We start from the raw sequence: 17775 nt of genomic DNA, 5'->3' as shown, positions 1-17775 counted from the left end.
TCAGCCCGCGGCCTGCGCCGGGTCGGCGCTGGCGGCTTCCAGCAGTTGCAGCTGCTGGGTGTTGAACTCCTGGTACTCCCGCTGCCACGCCGACGGCTGCGCCACCGGCAGCACCTGCACCGCGGTCACCTTGTACTCGGGGCAGTTGGTGGCCCAGTCGGAGTTGTCGGTGGTGATCACGTTGGCGCCGGATTCCGGGAAGTGGAAGGTGGTGTAGACCACGCCCGGCTGCATGCGCTCGCTGACAATCGCGCGCAGCACGGTATCCCCTGCCCGGCTCTGCACGCCGACCCAGTCGCCGTCCTTGATACCCCGCTCCTCGGCATCGTGCGGATGGATCTCCAGCCGGTCCTCGGCATGCCAGTAGACGTTGTCAGTGCGGCGCGTCTGCGCGCCGACGTTGTACTGCGACAGGATGCGGCCGGTGGTCAGGATCAGCGGGAAGGCGCGCGTGATCTTCTCGGTAGTGGGCACGTACTTGGTGATGATGAACTTGCCCTTGCCGCGCACGAAGGCGTCGATATGCATGGTCGGCGTGCCTTCCGGCGCGTCGGCGTTGCAAGGCCACTGGATGCTGCCCAGCTGGTCCAGGCGCTTGTAGCTGACGCCCGCGAAGGTCGGCGTCAGGCGCGCGATCTCATCCATGATCTCCGACGGATGCTTGTACTCCATCGGATAGCCGAGCGCATTGGCCAGCAGGATGGTCGCCTCCCAGTCGGCATAACGCGCCTTGGGCGGCATCACCTTGCGCACGCGCGAGATGCGGCGCTCGGCATTGGTGAAGGTGCCATCCTTTTCCAGGAAGGACGAGCCCGGCAGGAACACGTGCGCGTACTTGGCGGTCTCGTTGAGAAAGATGTCCTGCACCACGATGCATTCCATCGACGACAGCGCTTCGGACACGTGCTGCGTGTTCGGGTCGGACTGGACGATGTCCTCGCCCTGGCAGTACAGGCCCTTGAAGCTGCCGGCCAGCGCGGCTTCAAACATATTGGGGATGCGCAGGCCCGGCTCGGGGCTGATCTCGACATTCCACGCGGCTTCGAACAGGCCGCGCGTGGTCGAGTCCGACACGTGGCGGTAGCCCGGCAGCTCATGCGGGAACGAACCGATGTCGCACGAGCCCTGCACATTGTTCTGCCCGCGCAGCGGGTTCACGCCCACGCCTTCACGGCCGATATTGCCGGTGGCCATGGCCAGGTTGGCAATGCCCATCACAGTGGTGGAGCCTTGCGCATGCTCGGTCACGCCCAGGCCGTAGTAGATCGCGGCGTTGCCGCCGGTAGCGTACAGGCGTGCGGCGCCGCGCAGTTGTTCCGCCGGAATGCCGGTGACGCTTTCCATGGCCTCGGGCGAGTTCTCCGTCAACGAGACGAAATCGCGCCATTGCTGGAAGGCGCGGTCCTCGCAGCGCTCGGCGATGAAGGCTTCATTGAGCAGGCCTTCGGTGACGATGACGTGGGCCAGCGAGGTCACCAGCGCCACGTTGGTGCCCGGGCGCAGTTGCAGGTGATAGTCGGCACGGATATGCGGCGAATCCACCAGGTCGATGCGGCGCGGATCGACCACGATCAGCCTGGCGCCGGCGCGCAGGCGCTTCTTCATGCGCGAGGCAAACACCGGGTGGCCGTCGGTCGGATTGGCGCCGATCACCATGATCACGTCGGCCTTCTCCACCGACTTGAAGGTCTGCGTGCCAGCCGATTCGCCCAGGGTCTGCTTCAGGCCATAGCCGGTCGGCGAATGGCACACGCGCGCGCAGGTGTCGACGTTGTTGTTGCCGAAGGCGGCGCGCACCAGCTTCTGCACCAGGTAGCCCTCTTCGTTGGTGCAGCGCGACGACACGATGCCGCCGATGGAGTCCTTGCCATGCCTTGACTGGATGCGCTTGAACTCCGATGCGGCGTAGTCGATTGCCTCTTCCCACGACACCTCGCGCCACGGATCGGTGATCTTGGCGCGGATCATCGGCTTGAGGATGCGGTCCTTGTGCGTGGCGTAGCCCCAGGCAAAGCGTCCCTTGACGCAGGCGTGGCCTTCGTTGGCCTTGCCGTCCTTGTACGGCACCATGCGCACCACTTCATTGCCCTTCATCTCGGCCTTGAACGAACAGCCCACGCCGCAATAGGCACAGGTGGTCACGGTGCTGTGCGAGGGCTGGCCGAACTTGATCACCGAGGTCTCGGTCAGCGTCGCGGTCGGGCACGCCTGCACGCAGGCGCCGCACGAGACGCAGTCCGATTCCATGAACGACTGGCTGGTGCCGGGCGACACGCGCGAATCGAACCCGCGGCCGCTGATGGTCAGGGCGAAGGTGCCCTGCGTTTCCTCGCAGGCGCGCACGCAGCGGTTGCAGACGATGCACTTGGAGGGGTCGTAGGTGAAGTAAGGATTGGATTCGTCCTTCTTCATCTGCGTGTGCGTTGCGATCGGCGCGGCTTCCGGGCCGCCGTCGTTGTAGCGCACTTCGCGCAGGCCGACCACGCCGGCCATGTCCTGCAGTTCGCAATTGCCGTTGGTCGGGCAGGTCAGGCAATCGAGCGGGTGGTCGGAGATATACAGCTCCATCACGCCGCGGCGCAGGTCGGCCAGCTTGTCGCTCTGGGTCTTGACCTTCATGCCGGCTTCGACCGGCGTGGTGCACGATGCCGGATAGCCGCGGCGCCCTTCGATCTCGACCAGGCACAGCCGGCACGAGCCAAAGGCTTCGAGGCTGTCGGTGGCGCACAGCTTGGGGACGGCGATCTGCGCTTCCATCGCGGCGCGCATCACTGAGGTGCCGGCAGGCACGGTGACACTGACGCCATCGACCTCCAGGGTGACCAGTTCGGTGGATGGGCTGGCGGGCGTGCCGAAATCGATCTCGTTGCGGGCGTTCATGGCGGTTTGTCTCCCGTGTCTCTGCTGGACCTGGCTCAGGCGGCCTTGGCTGGGTTGGAGGCGAGGCCGAAGTCCTCGGGGAATTCATTCAGCGCGGACAGCACCGGGTACGGCGTCATGCCGCCCATTGCGCACAGCGAGCCGTTGAGCATGGTGTCGCACAGGTCTCGCACCAGTGCGACATGCTTGACGGGTTGCTCGCCGGCGATGATGCGGTCCATCACTTCGACCCCGCGGGTCGAGCCGATCCGGCACGGGGTGCACTTGCCACACGATTCGATCGCGCAGAACTCCATCGCGTAGCGGGCCTGCTTCGCCATGTCGACGGTTTCATCGAACACCACGATGCCGCCGTGGCCGACCACGCCGCCGAACGCGGCATAGGCTTCATAGTCCAGCGGGATGTCGAAGCGCGACTCGGGCAGGTAGGCGCCCAGCGGCCCGCCCACCTGCACCGCGCGGATGGCGCGGCCGCTGCGCGTGCCGCCGCCGTAGTCGACCAGCAGCTCGCGCAGCGTGACGCCGAATGCTTTCTCCACCAGTCCACCGCGCTTGATGTTGCCGGCCAGCTGGAACGGCAGCGTGCCGCGCGAGCGGCCCATGCCGTAGTCGCGGTAGTACTGCGCGCCGCGCGCCAGGATCACCGGCACGGTGGCCAGCGAGATCACGTTGTTGATCACCGTGGGCTTGCCGAACAGCCCCTGCAGCGCCGGCAGCGGCGGCTTGGCGCGCACCACGCCGCGCCGTCCTTCCAGGCTTTCCAGCAGCGCGGTTTCCTCGCCGCAGACATAGGCGCCGGCGCCCTTGCGCACTTCCAGGTGAAAGCGCTTGCCGCTGCCGCGGATGTCGTCGCCGAGCCAGCCGGCGGCGTTGGCGATGCCGATCGCGCTTTCCAGCACGGCAATCGCGTGCGGATATTCGGAACGGCAGTAGATGTAGCCCTGCTCAGCACCCACCGCCAGGGCGGCAATGGTCATGCCTTCGATCAGCATGAACGGGTCGTCTTCCATCACCATGCGGTCGGAGAACGTGCCCGAGTCGCCTTCGTCGGCATTGCAGACGATGTACTTGACCGCGGACTGCGCGCCCAGCACGGTCTTCCACTTGATGCCGGTCGGGAATGCCGCGCCGCCGCGGCCGCGCAGGCCGGAGTCGGTGACCTCCTGCACGATCTCGGCGGGCTGCATCGCCAGCGCGCGCTCCAGGCCGGCGAAGCCCTCATGCGCGCGGTAGTCGTCCAGCGATAGCGGATCGGTGATGCCGACGCGGGCGAAGGTCAGGCGCTCCTGCTGCTTCAGGAAAGGGATCGCTTCGGTCGGGCCGTGCGACAGCGCGTGCTCGCCGCCTTGCAGCAGGCCAGCGTCGAACAATTCCGGCACGTCCGCGGCGCTGACCGGGCCATAGGCCACGCGGCCGGCTCCGGTCTGCACCTCGACCAGCGGCTCCAGCCAGAACATGCCGCGCGAGCCGTTGCGGACAATGCGCACGTGCTCATTGCGCGCGGCGGCTTCGCGCGCAATGGCGCGCGCCACGTCGTCGGCGCCCAGCGCCAGCGCGGTGGAGTCGCGCGGCACGAAGATGGTGGTGACCGTGATCATGCCTGTGCCTCCGCCGCTTCCGGGGTTTCTTTCGAAGACTCGCGCAGCGCGCGCACCAGCGCGTCGAAGCGCTTCGCGTCGACATAGCCGTGCAGTTGCTCGCCTACCATCACCGCCGGGCCGCAGGCGCACTGGCCCAGGCAATAGACCGGCTCCAGCGTCACCTGCCCGTCCGCAGTGGTTTCATGGAAGCCACAGCCAAGTGCGCGCTGCGCATGCTCGGCCAGCGCCTCGGCACCGACCGACTGGCAGGCTTCGGCGCGGCAGACCTGCACCACATGGCGGCCGGCCGGCTGCTGGCGGAAGTGGTGGTAGAAGGTGATCACGCCATGCACCTCGGCGCGCGACAAGTTCAGCGCGCGGGCAATCACGGGCACGGCGGCGTCGGGAATATAGCCCTGTGCGTCCTGGATCTCATGCAGGATCGGCAGCAAGGCGCCCGGGATGTCCTGGCGTGCCGCCACGATGGCAGCGATGCGCGTGGCATCGGCGGATGCCGCTGCGTGGGGGGCAATTTCTGGCATAGCGTCTCCTGTGAGGCGTCGCACGGAGCGTGCAGCGCGGCCTCTTATATGCTATTTTTTTCCTATTTACGGGCTGTGGCGTCGCCGTTTTTCCCGTTGGAAGGACTATATGAGAGTGACAGCGCCCCTTCAATAAGCTATTTTCTACATATGATCCGCATCTCGATCCACCCGCACCTGCAGATCCGGGACGACGCCAGCCCCGGCGGCGAGGCCCTGGACGTGTCCCGGCTGGTGGCGCTGCTCGGTCATATCGAGGAATCCGGCAGCATCAGCCACTCGGCACAGGCGGTATCGCTGTCCTACCGCTACGCCTGGGGCATCCTGCGCGATGCCGAAGCGCTGTTCGGCGGCCCGCTGATCGACAAGACCCGCGGGCGCGGCAGCGCGCTGACGCCGCTGGCGCAGCAGCTGGTGTGGGCCAGCAAGCGGATCGGCGCGCGGCTGTCGCCGACGCTGGACAGCCTGGCGTCCGAGCTGGAGATCGAGTTGAAGAAGCTGATGGACCAGCCCGAAGCCACGGCGCGGCTGCATGCCAGCCACGGCTTCGCGGTGGCGGCGCTGCGCGACTTCCTCGACGAGCAGCAGGTGCGGCACGACCTGAAGTACTGCGGCAGCGTCGAGGCCGTGGCGGCCCTGGCCGAAGGCGCCTGCGATATCGCCGGCTTCCATGTGCCGGTGGGCGAGTTCGAGCACGGCATGTGGCGGCATTTCACCACCTGGCTCAAACCGGACACCCACTGCCTGGTGCACCTGGCGGTGCGCAGCCAGGGGCTGTTCGTGCGGCCGGGCAACCCGCTTGGCATCCACACGCTGGAAGACCTGACCCGGCGCGAGGTGCGCTTCGTCAACCGCCAGGTGGGCTCGGGCACGCGCCTGCTGCTGGACCTGATGCTGGCCGCGCGCGGCATCGACACGGCCCGCATCGAGGGCTACAGCAATGGTGAATTCACCCACGCCGCGGTGGCCGCGTATATCGGCAGCGGCATGGCGGACGTGGGCTTTGGCGTGGAAACCGCGGCGCGGCGCTTCGGGCTGGCGTTCGTGCCAGTGATCAAGGAGCGCTACTTCTTTGCGATCGAGCGTGCCAAGCTGCGCAGCACGGCACTGGCCGGCGCGGTGGACGCGCTCACCAGCGAAGCCTTCCGCCAGCGCGTCAATGCACTGCCAGGCTACGACGGCACGCTGACCGGCACCGTGCTCACCCTGAAGGAAGCCTTCCCGGACTACGGCGCCACGCCCCAGCGCTAGCGCTTGAGCAACGACAAGCGGTCAGGATGGCCGGCCCACTGCTCGTGGCCGGGGATTGGCCCCTTGGCCTTGAGCAACGGCAGCCAGTTCGCGCGCTGCGACAGTTCGGCATTGAGGGCAATGAAGTGGCGCTGGTCCTCGGGCAGGTCATGCTCCGAGTAGATCGCGCCAACCGGGCACAGCGGCACGCACATCGAGCAATCGATGCACTGGTCGGGGTCGATGGCGAGGAAGTTGGGCCCTTCGTGGAAGCACGACATCGGGCAGACTTCGACGCAATCGGTATGGCGGCACTGGATGCAGGCATCCGTCACGACAAAGGTCATGGGGCAGTTGCGGTACGGCGGGTGATGACCGCGTCATCGTAGCGTCCCGCCCGTGGGCGCGGGGCGCCCCCCATTGTGCGACTCCTTCAAATCCGCTGAAGGCACGCTAAAGCCTACCCCCACGACCAACAATGAGGGCACGCACCATCGACGTCAGCCATCCAGCGACGACCAGCGCGGCGCCCGCAAGGGCCACCCAGAGTCCCTGGCGGAAGATCATCGGCATTTCGCCACCGGAATCGCCCGCCTCGCCGAGGACATCGGCCAGCCGGATACCCTCACGACAAAGTACCGAAGTCTCGCAAGTTCTCGATACCGAATTGTTATCGGGTCGCGAGAAAAATGGTAATGGATTAATCGCTGAGCGCTTCTTAAAGTGGCACGGACAGAAGGCAATCGCCCTTCCGTTCCCCCAACTTCATTGCACCAAGGAATCAGCATGGATCCCACTCCTCAGGAAATGGAAGCCACCCGCATCGCGCGCTGGGGCAAGGTCAAACCTTACGGAGAGACCTTCATCGAAAGCCGCCTGCCCGGCATGAAGAAGAACATCTACAAGATCATGAACCGCGGCGTGCTCGAGAACAAAGGCGTCGAGCCGGCGATTCCGGGCAACCACCGCTTCGGCGTGACCTTCATCGAAATCCCGGTCGGGCAAGGCGCCAGCCTGCACGCGCACAAGACCGAGGAAGTGTTCTGCCCGTTGAATGGCCAGATGGAAGTCATCTGGGGCGAGAAGGGCCAGTACTCGCTGATGCTGAACCAGTGGGATGTGATCTCCTGCCCGATCGGCGTGATGAGAGGCTTCCGCAACCCTAACGACCACGCCCTGGTCGTGTACTCGGTGGTCGGCGGCACCGACGAGGAGTGCGGCCGCATCGCCTGGCACCCGGACGTAGTGAAGGCAGCCGAGGCCACCGGTCTCGTCTACGGCGAGGACGGCTACATCAAGGAAACGGAAGCGGACAAGGCAGAGCACCGCGCCGCAGACTGAAGACGGCCGCCGGGGCGCTCAGGGTGCTTGCGGTCGGTAGCCTTCGGCGCCGGCCCGGGCTGCCGCAGATTCCGACCGTGGCCGAATCCGGCTTTCCGGGCTATCGTTCCGACACCATACAGGCGTTGTTTACTCCGGCAGGCGCGCCCGAAGCTGTCGTCCGGCGCCTGCACGCCGAGTTCCGTCGCATCCTGCAGGGCAGCGAAGTGCGGCAGCAGGCGGGCAGTCTCGGATTCTAGGTCGTGGCGAGCCAGCCCACGGAACTCGCGTATCCAGAGCGACTGAGACCGGGCGCCAATGCCCCTCTCCTCATCACGCAACATCGACCCTTTCAATCATCAGGAGCCGACCATCATGACATCTGCTTCCGCAGAAAGTGCGCTCGCGCGTCGACACCGCGGATCGCCGCCAGTTTCTTGCCGAGCTGCCGAAGGAGGATGCGCGCTGGAAGCGGATCTCGCAGCTGGCGAAGGAATCCTGACTTCGCTCCCGATCGGAGCGAAGCCAATTTCACGCCATCGACCTTCCATCGTGGATGACGTGCGAGGATGGTTTTCCGACGGATACTGCTCCACCCGGCTGACTCCAGCGCAACCCAGTGCAAGCTTCAGGGCAAGACCGATGCGTGTTCCTCAAGCAGGCGTCGGAGGTGCATTTCTTCGGGTGTGAACGTCGAGGATCGTATCGCCCCGAATGCCTCGGCTGCGGCTCGCGTCCGCACTGGTGCATCGTCCAGATGGTCGGTGCCTTGCAACCGGAATGAGACGGGCGACAGCGGGCCGAACAGTAGCGCGCGCTCCAGGTGAGGCCAGCGCTCCAGGTCCGGTTCCACCCCCGCATGACGAGCAAGGGAGACCGCGAGTTCGTGCAACACCGGCTGCTGGCCACGTTCGCGCATTGCGCGACTGGCTTCGAGACCTTGCTCCATCCGGGCCCGCGATGGCATGGCGACATTGCCAGCCAGTACGTAGGCGATCCAGCGGGCCTGCAGTTCCATCACCGGCAGGTATGGGCCCACGAGATTGCAGAGTCCGACAAATGCCAGGCCCTTGAGGTCCGGATGGAAAGTGTGCGCGTATAAATCGAGACTCGTGCCGTCGAAGTTCAGGGTCCTCGCGATGGCCGGATCCAGCCATGGCAATGACAGGCCGTAGCCGGTACCAAAGAGGATGGCATCGGGTCTCGCGTGGCTACCGTCGCTGAACAGCACAGTACTGCCGTCGATACGCTCGATCCAGGGACGGACGATGATGCGGCCTTCGGCCACTGCCGGGAGAAAACCCTGTGACTGCGACACCCCGGCCGCGAAGATATTTCCGGCCGGCACGGGCGCACCAAACTGGTCCGGACTGCCGCCCGCCTTCAGCACCGCTGCCTTGAGCCCCTCAGCAAGCGCCTCGGGCGGTAATGCTTCCAGTGCCAGCGCCGCGGCGCGGTTGAACAAGACGTGTTCGGCGGGCACACCCGCTATCAGCTTGGGAACGATATAGCGCTGACGACGGTAGGCCGACGTGACACGGGCTCCGCCATAGGCCAGATCGGAGGCAATTTCCAACGCACTGATCGAGCAGCCGGCCACCACCACGGCATGATTCCGGTAGCGCTCAGGCCCTTCATATTGCGACGTATGCGCGATGCCAAGCGCACCGGTAAAGCTTTCCACCCCGGGTATCTCCGGTACAAGCGGACGGGCCTGGGCTCCCGTGGCCACGATGATGTGGCTGAACGTCTCCTCCACCATGCCTTGCGCGCTCCGGGAACGGATACGCCAGCGGCCATCCGGCGCGGCCTCAAGAAGCTCGATACGTTTTCCAAACCGGATGCGTCGCACCAGACCGAACCTGTCGGCATAGCGCTCCAGGTAGGCCAGCATCTGATCCTGTCGGGGATAAGTCGCCACGTCCGATTCGTGATCGAGATCGGAAAAGGCCGACATGACGCGGCTGGTGTTGGTGCGCATCCCGGCCCAGGTCGCGCTCGCCTCGGCAGCCGGGTTCCATTGACCGCCCAGTCTCTCGCTTGCCTCAAACACCATCGGATCAAAACCATGTTGCGCGAGCCAGCGGGCCGAGACCAGGCCCGCTGGCCCGGCGCCGATGATGGCGACAGTCTTCTCATTCGGATGGTGCATGCCGGAGCTCCCCTTTTGTGGCAAGTCCGGAAGTTATAATCCGCGCCTGGAAGCGATGTCGCTAAATGGTTCCTAAGCAGGGGCTCGGGTTTCCTAAAAAATAACGAAAAAGGCACACCATGCGGCTGTCAGAGGAGATCAGGCGCTTTATCGCGAGCCCGGTGATGATCATCGTCGGCACGCGAGACACGGTGAATCGGCCGTCGATCGGCCGGGCCGTGGGTGCGCGTGTCGTCGATGAGGAAAACGTCGAACTGGTCTTGTCCGCCTGGCAATGGCCCGGAACGACTTCCAACCTGTCCGCCAATGGTCAGGCCGCGGTCACTTTTTCGCGGCCCACGGATTATGTGTCCTTCCAATTGAAAGGCACTGCCCAGCTCCGCGCCGCGACACAGCCAGACCTGGAACTCTCGCGCCGCTATCAGGCCGAGATGATTGGACTGTTCGGCGGTCTCGGCCTCCCGGCCGAACTGGTTATGCCATGGATGTCCGAACGGGAACTGACGGTTGCGCGTGTCTTCGTCAGGGAGGCCTATGTCCAGACGCCCGGCCCTAGGGCCGGCACTGCTGCCGGGACGGACGTCGCATGATCCAGCTCTGCGATCTCGATGACTGCCTCGAGGGCGTGATCCCCTCGATCATCGCCACGACCGCGGCCGACGGCACGCCCAATATCTCCTACCTCTCGCATGTCGTACTGGTGGACGATACGCACGTGGCGATCTCCAACCAGTTCTTTGCCAAGACGGCCGCCAATATCCGCGCCAATCCCCAGGCTTCCCTGCTCCTGGTCAGTGCGCGCCACGGCGGACAGTTCACGCTCGACCTCACCTGGGTCTCGTCGCGAGATGAGGGCCCGCTGTTCGAGCGCGTGTCGAACCAGTTGCGAGCCAGCAGCGCACAGGTAGGCATGACCGGGATCATGCGCCTCAAGGCGATCGATATCTTCCGGGTCAACGCGATTGCCGCCGTGACATCCACGGTCGAGCCTGCCCGTACAGGCCCTCCGTCGCCGGCGCCTGACCTCGCCGCCCTCGGTCGCGCAATGAAGGCGATCAGCGCGCAGCACGATACCGAAGGGGTGCTATGCGCAGCGCTCGACGCGTGCGAGGCCCTGGGCTTCAGCCAGGCGATCGTCTTGCTTGGCGACAATACGCGCCGCCTGCTGACCACGGTGGTCAGCAGGGGCTACGAGCGCTCCGGCGCTGGTGCGGAAATTGCCTTTGACGACGGCCTGATCGGCATTGCTGCCGTCAGCGAGCACCCCGTCAGGATCAATGACATGAGCCGGGTCCGCCGGCTGGGCGCTGCCATAGAAGGCACCAGCCCTGCCGATGAAAACCGCACCAGGTCCATCGCGCTGCCCACCCTGCCGGATGCGATGAGTCAGATGGCGGTTCCGCTGATGGCGCAAGGGACCTTGCGTGGCGTACTGTTCATGGAAAGCCGCCAGCGGCTTGCATTCAGTGCGGCGCACGAAACGCCAATGGAAATGATCGCGCACCAGTGCGCCACCGCGCTGGCGCTTTGCGAAGCGCTTGCGCCCGATGGCCAGCCGGCGATGCCCTGCCGGGCGCCGGAACTGCCGCGTGGCCGGGTCATCCAGGTGAGCCATCACCGCTTCGACGACAGCGTGTTCATCGACAATGCCTATGCCATCAAGGGTGTCGCGGGACGCCTTCTCTCCTTCATGCTGCGCGCCTATATCGAAGAAGGCAGGAGCGAGTTCACCAATCGGGAGATCCGCCTGGCGGACTCGCTGAGGCTGCCGGAAATCAAGGACAATCTCGAAACGCGCCTTCTGCTGCTGCGGCGGCGCCTGGATGAACGAAATCTGCCGGTCAGGCTGATCCATGCGGGCCGCGGCCAGGTCAGGCTGGTCATCGCTGGCGTACCGGTGCTTTCGACCAGCGGGTAACGACGCAAATCACTGCGCTGCATTGGGCCAAGTCAGTCGAACTCCCGAAAAGGAAAATGATGCAAGCGATCGATCCAGCCGCTGAACCGGTGGAGGTCCGTGCCGTCGAGCCGGACGACTTCCCTGCGTGGAAAGTCCTCTGGGACGGCTATAACGCATTCTACGGTCGGCACGGCGCCACTGCCTTGCCGGCGGAAATCACGCTCGCGACCTGGTCACGCTTTTTCGACGCCTACGAGCCGATGTACGCGTTAGTTGCAGAGCAAGCGGGCGAATTGATCGGGCTGGCGCATTTTCTGCTGCATCGAAGCACCATTCAACTCAATCCGAACTGCTATTTGCAGGACCTCTTCACTGCCGAGGAAGCAAGGGGAAAAGGCGTCGCGCGTCGACTCATAGATCAGGTCTATGCACGTGCCAAAGCACTGGGCGTGGCAAGGGTGTACTGGCAGACCCACGAAACGAACACCACCGCCATGCGCCTTTACGACACCGTCGCTGAGAAGTCCGGATTCGTGGTGTACCGCAAGCAGCTTTGAACCGCGGCTGATGGAGATCAGGGATTGCGGTGCAAGCATTCATGCGCCGCATGGTGCCCGCCGCATCAGAACGTATAGCCGAGCGCCAGGTAGAGAAAGCGCGTGTTGTGTCCGCCGACGGCCTTCAGCGTCCCGCTCTCGTCCACATACACGGCACCGCCATTGACCAGCACATGCCGGCTCGCCTGCCATGCAACATCCACGGAGAGCTGGCTGCTGCTGTACTGGCCGGAGCGGCCAGCGGTGCCGGGAACCGGGATGCCCGCCGAGGTGTAGACCGCGTCGTGCGTGGTTGCCCGCCAGATGAAGTCACAGGCGAAGGTCAGCTTGATGCCGGCCGCGGGAACCAGCGTCAGCGACGGTTGGATATCCAGCACGTTGGAGGCGCCGATCAGGCCGGCCTGGTTGAAGTAGGCCAGCTTGGGAAACAAGCCGTTGTACGTGCCGATGGTGCCGTCGTGCGGATTGCGGTCACCGCTGCCCATGGTCGCCTTGATGCCTGCGCGCGGGTGCCAGGCCGACGCTGCGAAGGTGTACCCGGTATCGGTCGAGAAGCCCCATGCGCGGATCTGTTGCGAGGCCAGGCTGCCGAACTGGAACAGCGCCTCCCAGTCCCAGTCCCAGCGGCCGTGGCGGCCGAACAGGCGGCCCCCGAGCGAATGCCGCCGCTCCGCGCCGCTGCCATCGCTGAACAGCGCGCGGTCATTCTCGAAGCCTAGGTAGTAGAGATCGGCGGAGGTTGCCGGCAGGAAAGCCGCCGGCATCGTTGCATAGACGCCCCAGAAGCCCTGCGCCTGATTGGGCCGGTCGTCGAAGCTGCCGTCCTTGAGCAGCACCGGACGCGTGGCGAAGGCATCCACCCGCGCGCTGCCCAGGCTTGAGCCAAGCCTCAGTCCGTCGAAGGCGCGCCGCACATTGGGGGCATCGCGGATCGAAACCAGGCGCTGCGCGCCGAACGCCATTTCCTGCCGGCCCACGCGCACCAGCAGCGGGTCCTGCGCGGGCGCCGGGAGCGGCACGCGCAGGTCGACGAATGCCTGCTGCACATCGAGCTGGTCGACATAGGGCGGCGTGGTGACGTCCTTGCCCATGGCCAGCTGGTTGCCCAGCTGCACGAACGCGCGCAGGGATTCGCCGGCATGCAGGTCGGCATGCAGCAGCGCCCGGTGCATCAGGTAGCCATCGCCACGCGGACCCGGCACGCCGAAATTGCTGGCCGAGTAGTCCTCAAAGCGCTCGCGGATCTCTCCGCCGAGGCTCAGGAACCAGCCAGGACTGCCGAGCGGGACATACTTGACCGGATCCCAGAAATCCGCGCGCATGGCCGGATCGCGCAGGTAGCGATAGTCCTCGTCATAGCGCAACAGTTTGAACGGGGGCGGCACGCCCGGCAGGGACGGCAGCGGCTGCGCGCTGGCGCCGACGACGACGGTGAGCAGCAAGAGTGCGACAGGCAGAGCGGCCCATGGACGGCGGACGCGCCAGGCACCGGCGTGGCTGCAAGGGGAACATGCCTTCCATCGGGCCATCGTGCACCTGGCTGTGGGGAACGGTCGGCCTGCGAAGTGCACGATGGCACGGAGCGCGCGCGGACGCACCGAAAGCTGGCGACCGGATACGGACAAATATGGACGATCCCGCGGACAGATTCAAACCCAATCCCGCCCCGTGCGCGCCCAAAAACAAAAAAGGGCCAGATGGCCCTTTCTTGCTGCAAGGATGATCCGCGGATCAGCCGGCGAAGTTCTTGCCAGCGAAGTCCCAGTTCACGACGTTCCAGAATGCCTCGACGTACTTCGGGCGGGCATTGCGGTAGTCGATGTAGTAGGCGTGTTCCCACACGTCGCAGGTCAGCAGCGCCTTGGCGTCGGTGGTCAGCGGGGTGGCGGCGTTGGAGGTCGAGACCAGGTCCAGCGAGCCGTCGGTCTTCTTGACCAGCCAGGCCCAGCCCGAACCGAAGGTGCCCACGGCGGTCTTGGTGAACTCTTCCTTGAACTTGTCGAACGAGCCCCACTTGGCGTTGATGGCATCAGCCAGCGCGCCGGTCGGCTGGCCGCCGCCGTTGGGCTTCATCGAATCCCAGTAGAAGGTGTGGTTCCACACCTGGGCAGCGTTGTTGAAGATGCCGCCCGACGACTTCTTGACGATCTCTTCCAGGGTCGAGTTCTCGAACTCGGTGCCCTTGATGAGGTTGTTCAGGTTGGTGACGTAGGTCTGGTGGTGCTTGTCATGATGGAACTCCAGCGTCTCCTTGGAGATGTGCGGAGCCAGGGCATCATGCGCGTACGGGAGCGGGGGGAGCTTGTGTTCCATTGTTCTGTCTCTGTGGGTTGGGGTTGTGGGTCCGGAATTGCCGATTGTAGGGGACTTGCAAGACCCGCGCAAACCGCGGGACAAAGCCCCCTGCTCCGATGTTAGTTTGTCCGGGCAGGGGTTTCCGGGGGGATTTCCGCCCGGCTTGCCGGAACGCTTCGGGCCCGCCGCGGCATCGCGAATGGGAGGCGTTCCCGGGCCGCGCAGGCGCTCAGAAATCCGGCAGCTTGGCCTGCACGCCGGCAATCGCCAGGTCGGCCACGCCCTCGGCCAGGTGCGCTTCGAGCACGCTGCCGGCGCGGATCTCGGCGGGAGAGCGCAGCGCGCGTCCGCCCTGGTCCAGCAGCACCGCATAGCCGCGTTCCAGCGTGCGCTGCGGCGCCAGCAGCTCCAGCGCGCCGGCGCTGCGCGCCAGGCGCTGGCCGGCGCGCTCGTGCTGGCGTGCGGCGGCGGCCTGCAGGCGTTGCCACAGGCGGGCCACGTCGGCATGGGCGGCGCTGGCATCGGGGCGGCACGCGCTCCAGCGCATCGCCAGCAATTGCTGGCGGTGGCGCTGCGACACCACCGTGTCACGCAATGCTGACCGCAAGTGTCGCGCCAGATTGTCGACGCGCGCGCGCCGCTCCTGCAGTTGCGCCTGCGGGCTGCGCACGCGCCGCGCCAGCCAGTCCAGGTGCTGCGCGCGCAGGTCCAGCCCGCGCCGCATGCACTGCGTGAGCGCGTCGCGCGCACGCATCGCCTGCGCCAGCAGGTGCGCGCGATCCGGGCTGACCAGCTCGGCCGCTCCGGTCGGCGTGGGCGCACGCACATCGGCGACAAAGTCGGCGATGGTGAAGTCGGTTTCGTGGCCCACGCCGGAGATGACGGGCAGCGCGCAGCGCGCAATTGCCTGCGCCACCACCTCTTCGTTGAACGACCACAGGTCTTCGATGCTGCCCCCGCCGCGGCACAGGATCAACACGTCGCACTCGCGCCGCGCACTGGCCGCATCGAGCATGTCGGCGATCTTCTGCGCCGCGCCCGCGCCCTGCACCGGTACCGGATAGACCACCACCGGCACATGCGGCGCGCGCCGGCGCAAGGTGGTCAGCACATCGCGCAGCGCCGCCGCCTGCAGCGAGGTGACCACGCCGATGGTGCGCGGATGCGCCGGCACCGGGCGCTTGCGCTCCGGCGCGAACAGCCCCGCCTGCGCCAGCTTTTCCTTCAGGCGCAGGAAGGCTTCGTACAGGTTGCCCAGCCCCGCCCGGCGCATTGCCTCCACGCCAAGTTGCACCTCGCCACGCGCCTCATACATGGTGACCACGGCGCGCACCTCCACCGCCTCGCCCTCGCGCGGCTGGAAGTCGACATGCTGGTTGCGCCCGCGGAACATCACGCAGCGGATCTGCGCGCGTGCATCCTTGAGCGAGAAATACCAGTGCCCGCTGGCGGCGCGCGTGAAATTGGAAATCTCGCCGCGCACCCAGGCCAGCGGAAAACTGCGTTCCAGCAGCCTGGCGATGGTGTGGTTCAGCTCACCGACAGGAATGACGTCGCGGCCGCTGCGCGGCGCGGTGGAGGAAGGGTCACGCGAAAAATTCGGCAAGTCTGGCATAGCGCACTGGCGGCAAGAGGCGTGAATGGGACATGTCCACAGCATAACCGCTATGTCAAGGGGGTAGCGTTGATGCCAGTGCCCTGCCCCGAAAGGCGCATGGGCTCGTCCAACCCTTTGATTCTTATGAGTTTTACGAGCAAAACAAAAATTAGGCAATATAACCAATTCTCTTTTGCATCAATCACTTACATAGCGCCTGGCAGGCTTGTTCACAAAGTTATCCACAGCTTCTCTGGATAAGAGGCGCCGTAAACCACACTTTTCCGACGCAAGTGGCCCCAAACCCGCTTGCTGCCCGATGGAAAGCGACCGACCCGGCGCGTGGCGTATCGCAGCGCTGCTGGCCATCCGGGGCGCTGCGTCCATGCTGCGTTTGCACAATTTCTGGGCAGGACGATGGCAGTCCTTAAAAATCAATTGGTTAACCTGCTTCTCCCGGATTTGTCCACAGGCCGTCCACAATGCTCTCCCTGCGGAATGTGGAAAAACCCGGATTCCGCCCTGCCTGGCGCCATATCGACCGCGGACCGCCCGGATACACCCGTTTGCCTGTTTTTTGAGCAACCCATGGTGCTACCTTATAAATCAAAGACTTAGGTGACCTCTCAGGCAGCTTTCCACAAGCGCTCCACAATCCTGTCCCGGCGCTGTGTGGAAAGCCGCACAGGAATGCGTGCCAGCACACCGACGCGCCCCGCCAGGTTGTGGAAAGCGGTGCCTGGCGGCGTGCACCATGCGCCTCAGGGTCTGCGGCAGGCTTTTGCACAAAATTTAAGCAGCAATGTTTTTGCTCTTACGGATCAATGTGTTAGCACGCTTGTCAGGTAGCTTTCCACAATCGATCCACAACACTGTCCCGCTTTGCTGTGGACTTTGCTGTGGAAACGGGCGATGCGTGGCCGAGACAGCGTCGGGTGCCGTCTTGCCGTGCGACAGGGCGCAGGTTAGAGTGGCGCCTGATTTTTCAGAGCAATGCCGGAGCGCGCGCCGCCAGCGGCCAGACGTGCATCAAGGCATGCCGTCCAGGTGGTTTGGGGTTTTGTTATTCGGTTGTCGATCCCGGGGGTCCAATTGTTTTCCATCATTCAAGCGGCCGGCTGGCCGATCTGGCCGCTGTTGCTCGCCTCGGTCATCGCGCTGGCGCTGATCGTCGAACGTTTTCTCACCCTCAAGCGCAGCAAGATCCTGCCCGCCAGGCTCTATGAAGAGGCGCTGGCGGCCGCGCAGCAACGCCGCGCCACGCCGGAAGTGGTCAACACGCTTGAGCAGAACTCGCCGCTGGGCCGGGTGCTGGCCGCCGGGCTGCGCCACGTGGTGCTGCAGCCGCATACCTCGCGCGATGCCGCCAAGGACGTGGTGGAGGAAGCCGGCCGCGTGGTCGCGCATGAGCTGGAGCGCTACCTGAACGCGCTCGGCACGATCGCCTCGGTGGCGCCGCTGATGGGCCTGCTGGGCACGGTGATCGGCATGATCGAGATCTTCGGCAGCCAGGGTGGCACCGGCGCCAGCCCTGAACAACTGGCGCACGGCATCTCGGTGGCGCTGTACAACACCGCCTTCGGACTGATCGTGGCAATCCCGGCGCTGATCTTCTGGCGCTACTTCCGCCGCCGCGTGGATGACTACGTGGCCGAGCTGGAATTCCGCGCCACGTCGTTCCTCGACGCGATCCTGCCGCAACGCCGCGCCTGATCGCCGAAC

At 65.3% G+C, this 17775-nt stretch carries 15 protein-coding genes; 7 read left to right on the top strand and 8 right to left on the bottom strand.

The features are described from left to right. Genes fdhF through RS901_RS09550 form a run of 3 tightly spaced genes read right to left on the bottom strand, consistent with a single transcriptional unit; the run spans position 1 to position 5002 of the window. Positions 1–2880, bottom strand: a complete 2880-nt coding sequence (gene fdhF, locus RS901_RS09560) for a formate dehydrogenase subunit alpha (RefSeq protein ID WP_316153200.1) — start codon at positions 2878–2880, stop codon at positions 1–3. A gap of 35 nt (positions 2881–2915) precedes the next feature. Continuing rightward, positions 2916–4478 (bottom strand): formate dehydrogenase beta subunit, encoded by a 1563-nt coding sequence (locus RS901_RS09555; RefSeq protein WP_316153199.1) that lies wholly within the window; start codon positions 4476–4478, stop codon positions 2916–2918. Then, on the bottom strand, positions 4475–5002 hold the full coding sequence (locus tag RS901_RS09550) for a formate dehydrogenase subunit gamma (protein WP_316153197.1): 528 nt from the start codon (positions 5000–5002) through the stop codon (positions 4475–4477). Before RS901_RS09550 ends, RS901_RS09555 begins: the two co-directional genes overlap by 4 nt. Positions 5003–5152: 150 nt before the next feature. Between RS901_RS09550 and RS901_RS09545 the strand changes: the two genes are divergently transcribed. Further along, positions 5153–6253 (top strand): substrate-binding domain-containing protein, encoded by a 1101-nt coding sequence (locus tag RS901_RS09545; protein ID WP_316153195.1) that lies wholly within the window; start codon positions 5153–5155, stop codon positions 6251–6253. Here RS901_RS09545 and fdxA read toward each other — a convergent pair. Continuing rightward, positions 6250–6579 carry a ferredoxin FdxA gene (gene fdxA / locus RS901_RS09540; protein WP_316153193.1) on the bottom strand — a complete coding sequence of 110 codons (330 nt, stop codon included), beginning with the start codon at positions 6577–6579 and terminating at the stop codon, positions 6250–6252. The genes RS901_RS09545 and fdxA overlap by 4 nt on opposite strands. Positions 6580–7018: 439 nt before the next feature. Between fdxA and RS901_RS09535 the strand changes: the two genes are divergently transcribed. Together RS901_RS09535 and RS901_RS09530 are read left to right on the top strand one after the other, a co-directional pair. Continuing rightward, positions 7019–7573, top strand: coding sequence for a cupin (locus RS901_RS09535; RefSeq protein ID WP_316153192.1), 555 nt, complete (start codon positions 7019–7021; stop codon positions 7571–7573). Beyond that, entirely contained in the window at positions 7462–7812 is a 351-nt protein-coding gene (locus RS901_RS09530) for a tripartite tricarboxylate transporter substrate-binding protein (RefSeq protein WP_316153445.1), read from the top strand. The genes RS901_RS09535 and RS901_RS09530 overlap by 112 nt, the downstream gene beginning before the upstream one ends. A 368-nt stretch (positions 7813–8180) precedes the next feature. On the opposite strand, the gene RS901_RS09525 is transcribed toward RS901_RS09530, so the two are convergent. After that, positions 8181–9704, bottom strand: coding sequence for a flavin-containing monooxygenase (locus tag RS901_RS09525; protein ID WP_316153190.1), 1524 nt, complete (start codon positions 9702–9704; stop codon positions 8181–8183). Positions 9705–9823: 119 nt separating this feature from the next. Here RS901_RS09525 and RS901_RS09520 point away from each other — a divergent pair, with 119 nt between their 5' ends. The 3 genes from RS901_RS09520 to RS901_RS09510 are packed head-to-tail and all read left to right on the top strand — an operon-like array spanning position 9824 to position 12161. Further along, positions 9824–10294, top strand: coding sequence for a pyridoxamine 5'-phosphate oxidase family protein (locus RS901_RS09520; protein ID WP_316153188.1), 471 nt, complete (start codon positions 9824–9826; stop codon positions 10292–10294). Further along, positions 10291–11622, top strand: coding sequence for a GAF domain-containing protein (locus tag RS901_RS09515; protein ID WP_316153186.1), 1332 nt, complete (start codon positions 10291–10293; stop codon positions 11620–11622). Before RS901_RS09520 ends, RS901_RS09515 begins: the two co-directional genes overlap by 4 nt. Before the next feature lie 59 nt (positions 11623–11681). After that, on the top strand, positions 11682–12161 hold the full coding sequence (locus tag RS901_RS09510; protein ID WP_316153443.1) for a GNAT family N-acetyltransferase: 480 nt from the start codon (positions 11682–11684) through the stop codon (positions 12159–12161). Positions 12162–12226: 65 nt separating this feature from the next. On the opposite strand, the gene RS901_RS09505 is transcribed toward RS901_RS09510, so the two are convergent. The 3 genes from RS901_RS09505 to xseA all read right to left on the bottom strand — a co-directional run bounded on the left by RS901_RS09505 (position 12227) and on the right by xseA (position 16071). Continuing rightward, a complete protein-coding gene (locus RS901_RS09505) occupies positions 12227–13603 on the bottom strand; it encodes an alginate export family protein (RefSeq protein ID WP_316153185.1) in 1377 nt (458 codons plus the stop codon). A gap of 289 nt (positions 13604–13892) precedes the next feature. Continuing rightward, positions 13893–14474, bottom strand: coding sequence for a superoxide dismutase [Fe] (gene sodB, locus RS901_RS09500; protein ID WP_013955690.1), 582 nt, complete (start codon positions 14472–14474; stop codon positions 13893–13895). A 211-nt stretch (positions 14475–14685) separates the two neighbouring features. After that, positions 14686–16071 carry an exodeoxyribonuclease VII large subunit gene (xseA, locus tag RS901_RS09495; RefSeq protein ID WP_316153184.1) on the bottom strand — a complete coding sequence of 462 codons (1386 nt, stop codon included), beginning with the start codon at positions 16069–16071 and terminating at the stop codon, positions 14686–14688. A gap of 1074 nt (positions 16072–17145) precedes the next feature. On the opposite strand from xseA, the gene RS901_RS09490 reads away from it, so the two are divergent. After that, positions 17146–17766 carry a MotA/TolQ/ExbB proton channel family protein gene (locus RS901_RS09490; protein WP_316153182.1) on the top strand — a complete coding sequence of 207 codons (621 nt, stop codon included), beginning with the start codon at positions 17146–17148 and terminating at the stop codon, positions 17764–17766. The last annotated feature ends 9 nt before the right edge of the window (positions 17767–17775 follow it).

The organism is Cupriavidus sp. BIC8F (assembly GCF_032465815.1).
Lineage (GTDB): Bacteria > Pseudomonadota > Gammaproteobacteria > Burkholderiales > Burkholderiaceae > Cupriavidus > Cupriavidus necator.
This window is presented reverse-complemented; position numbering and strand designations above follow the sequence as displayed.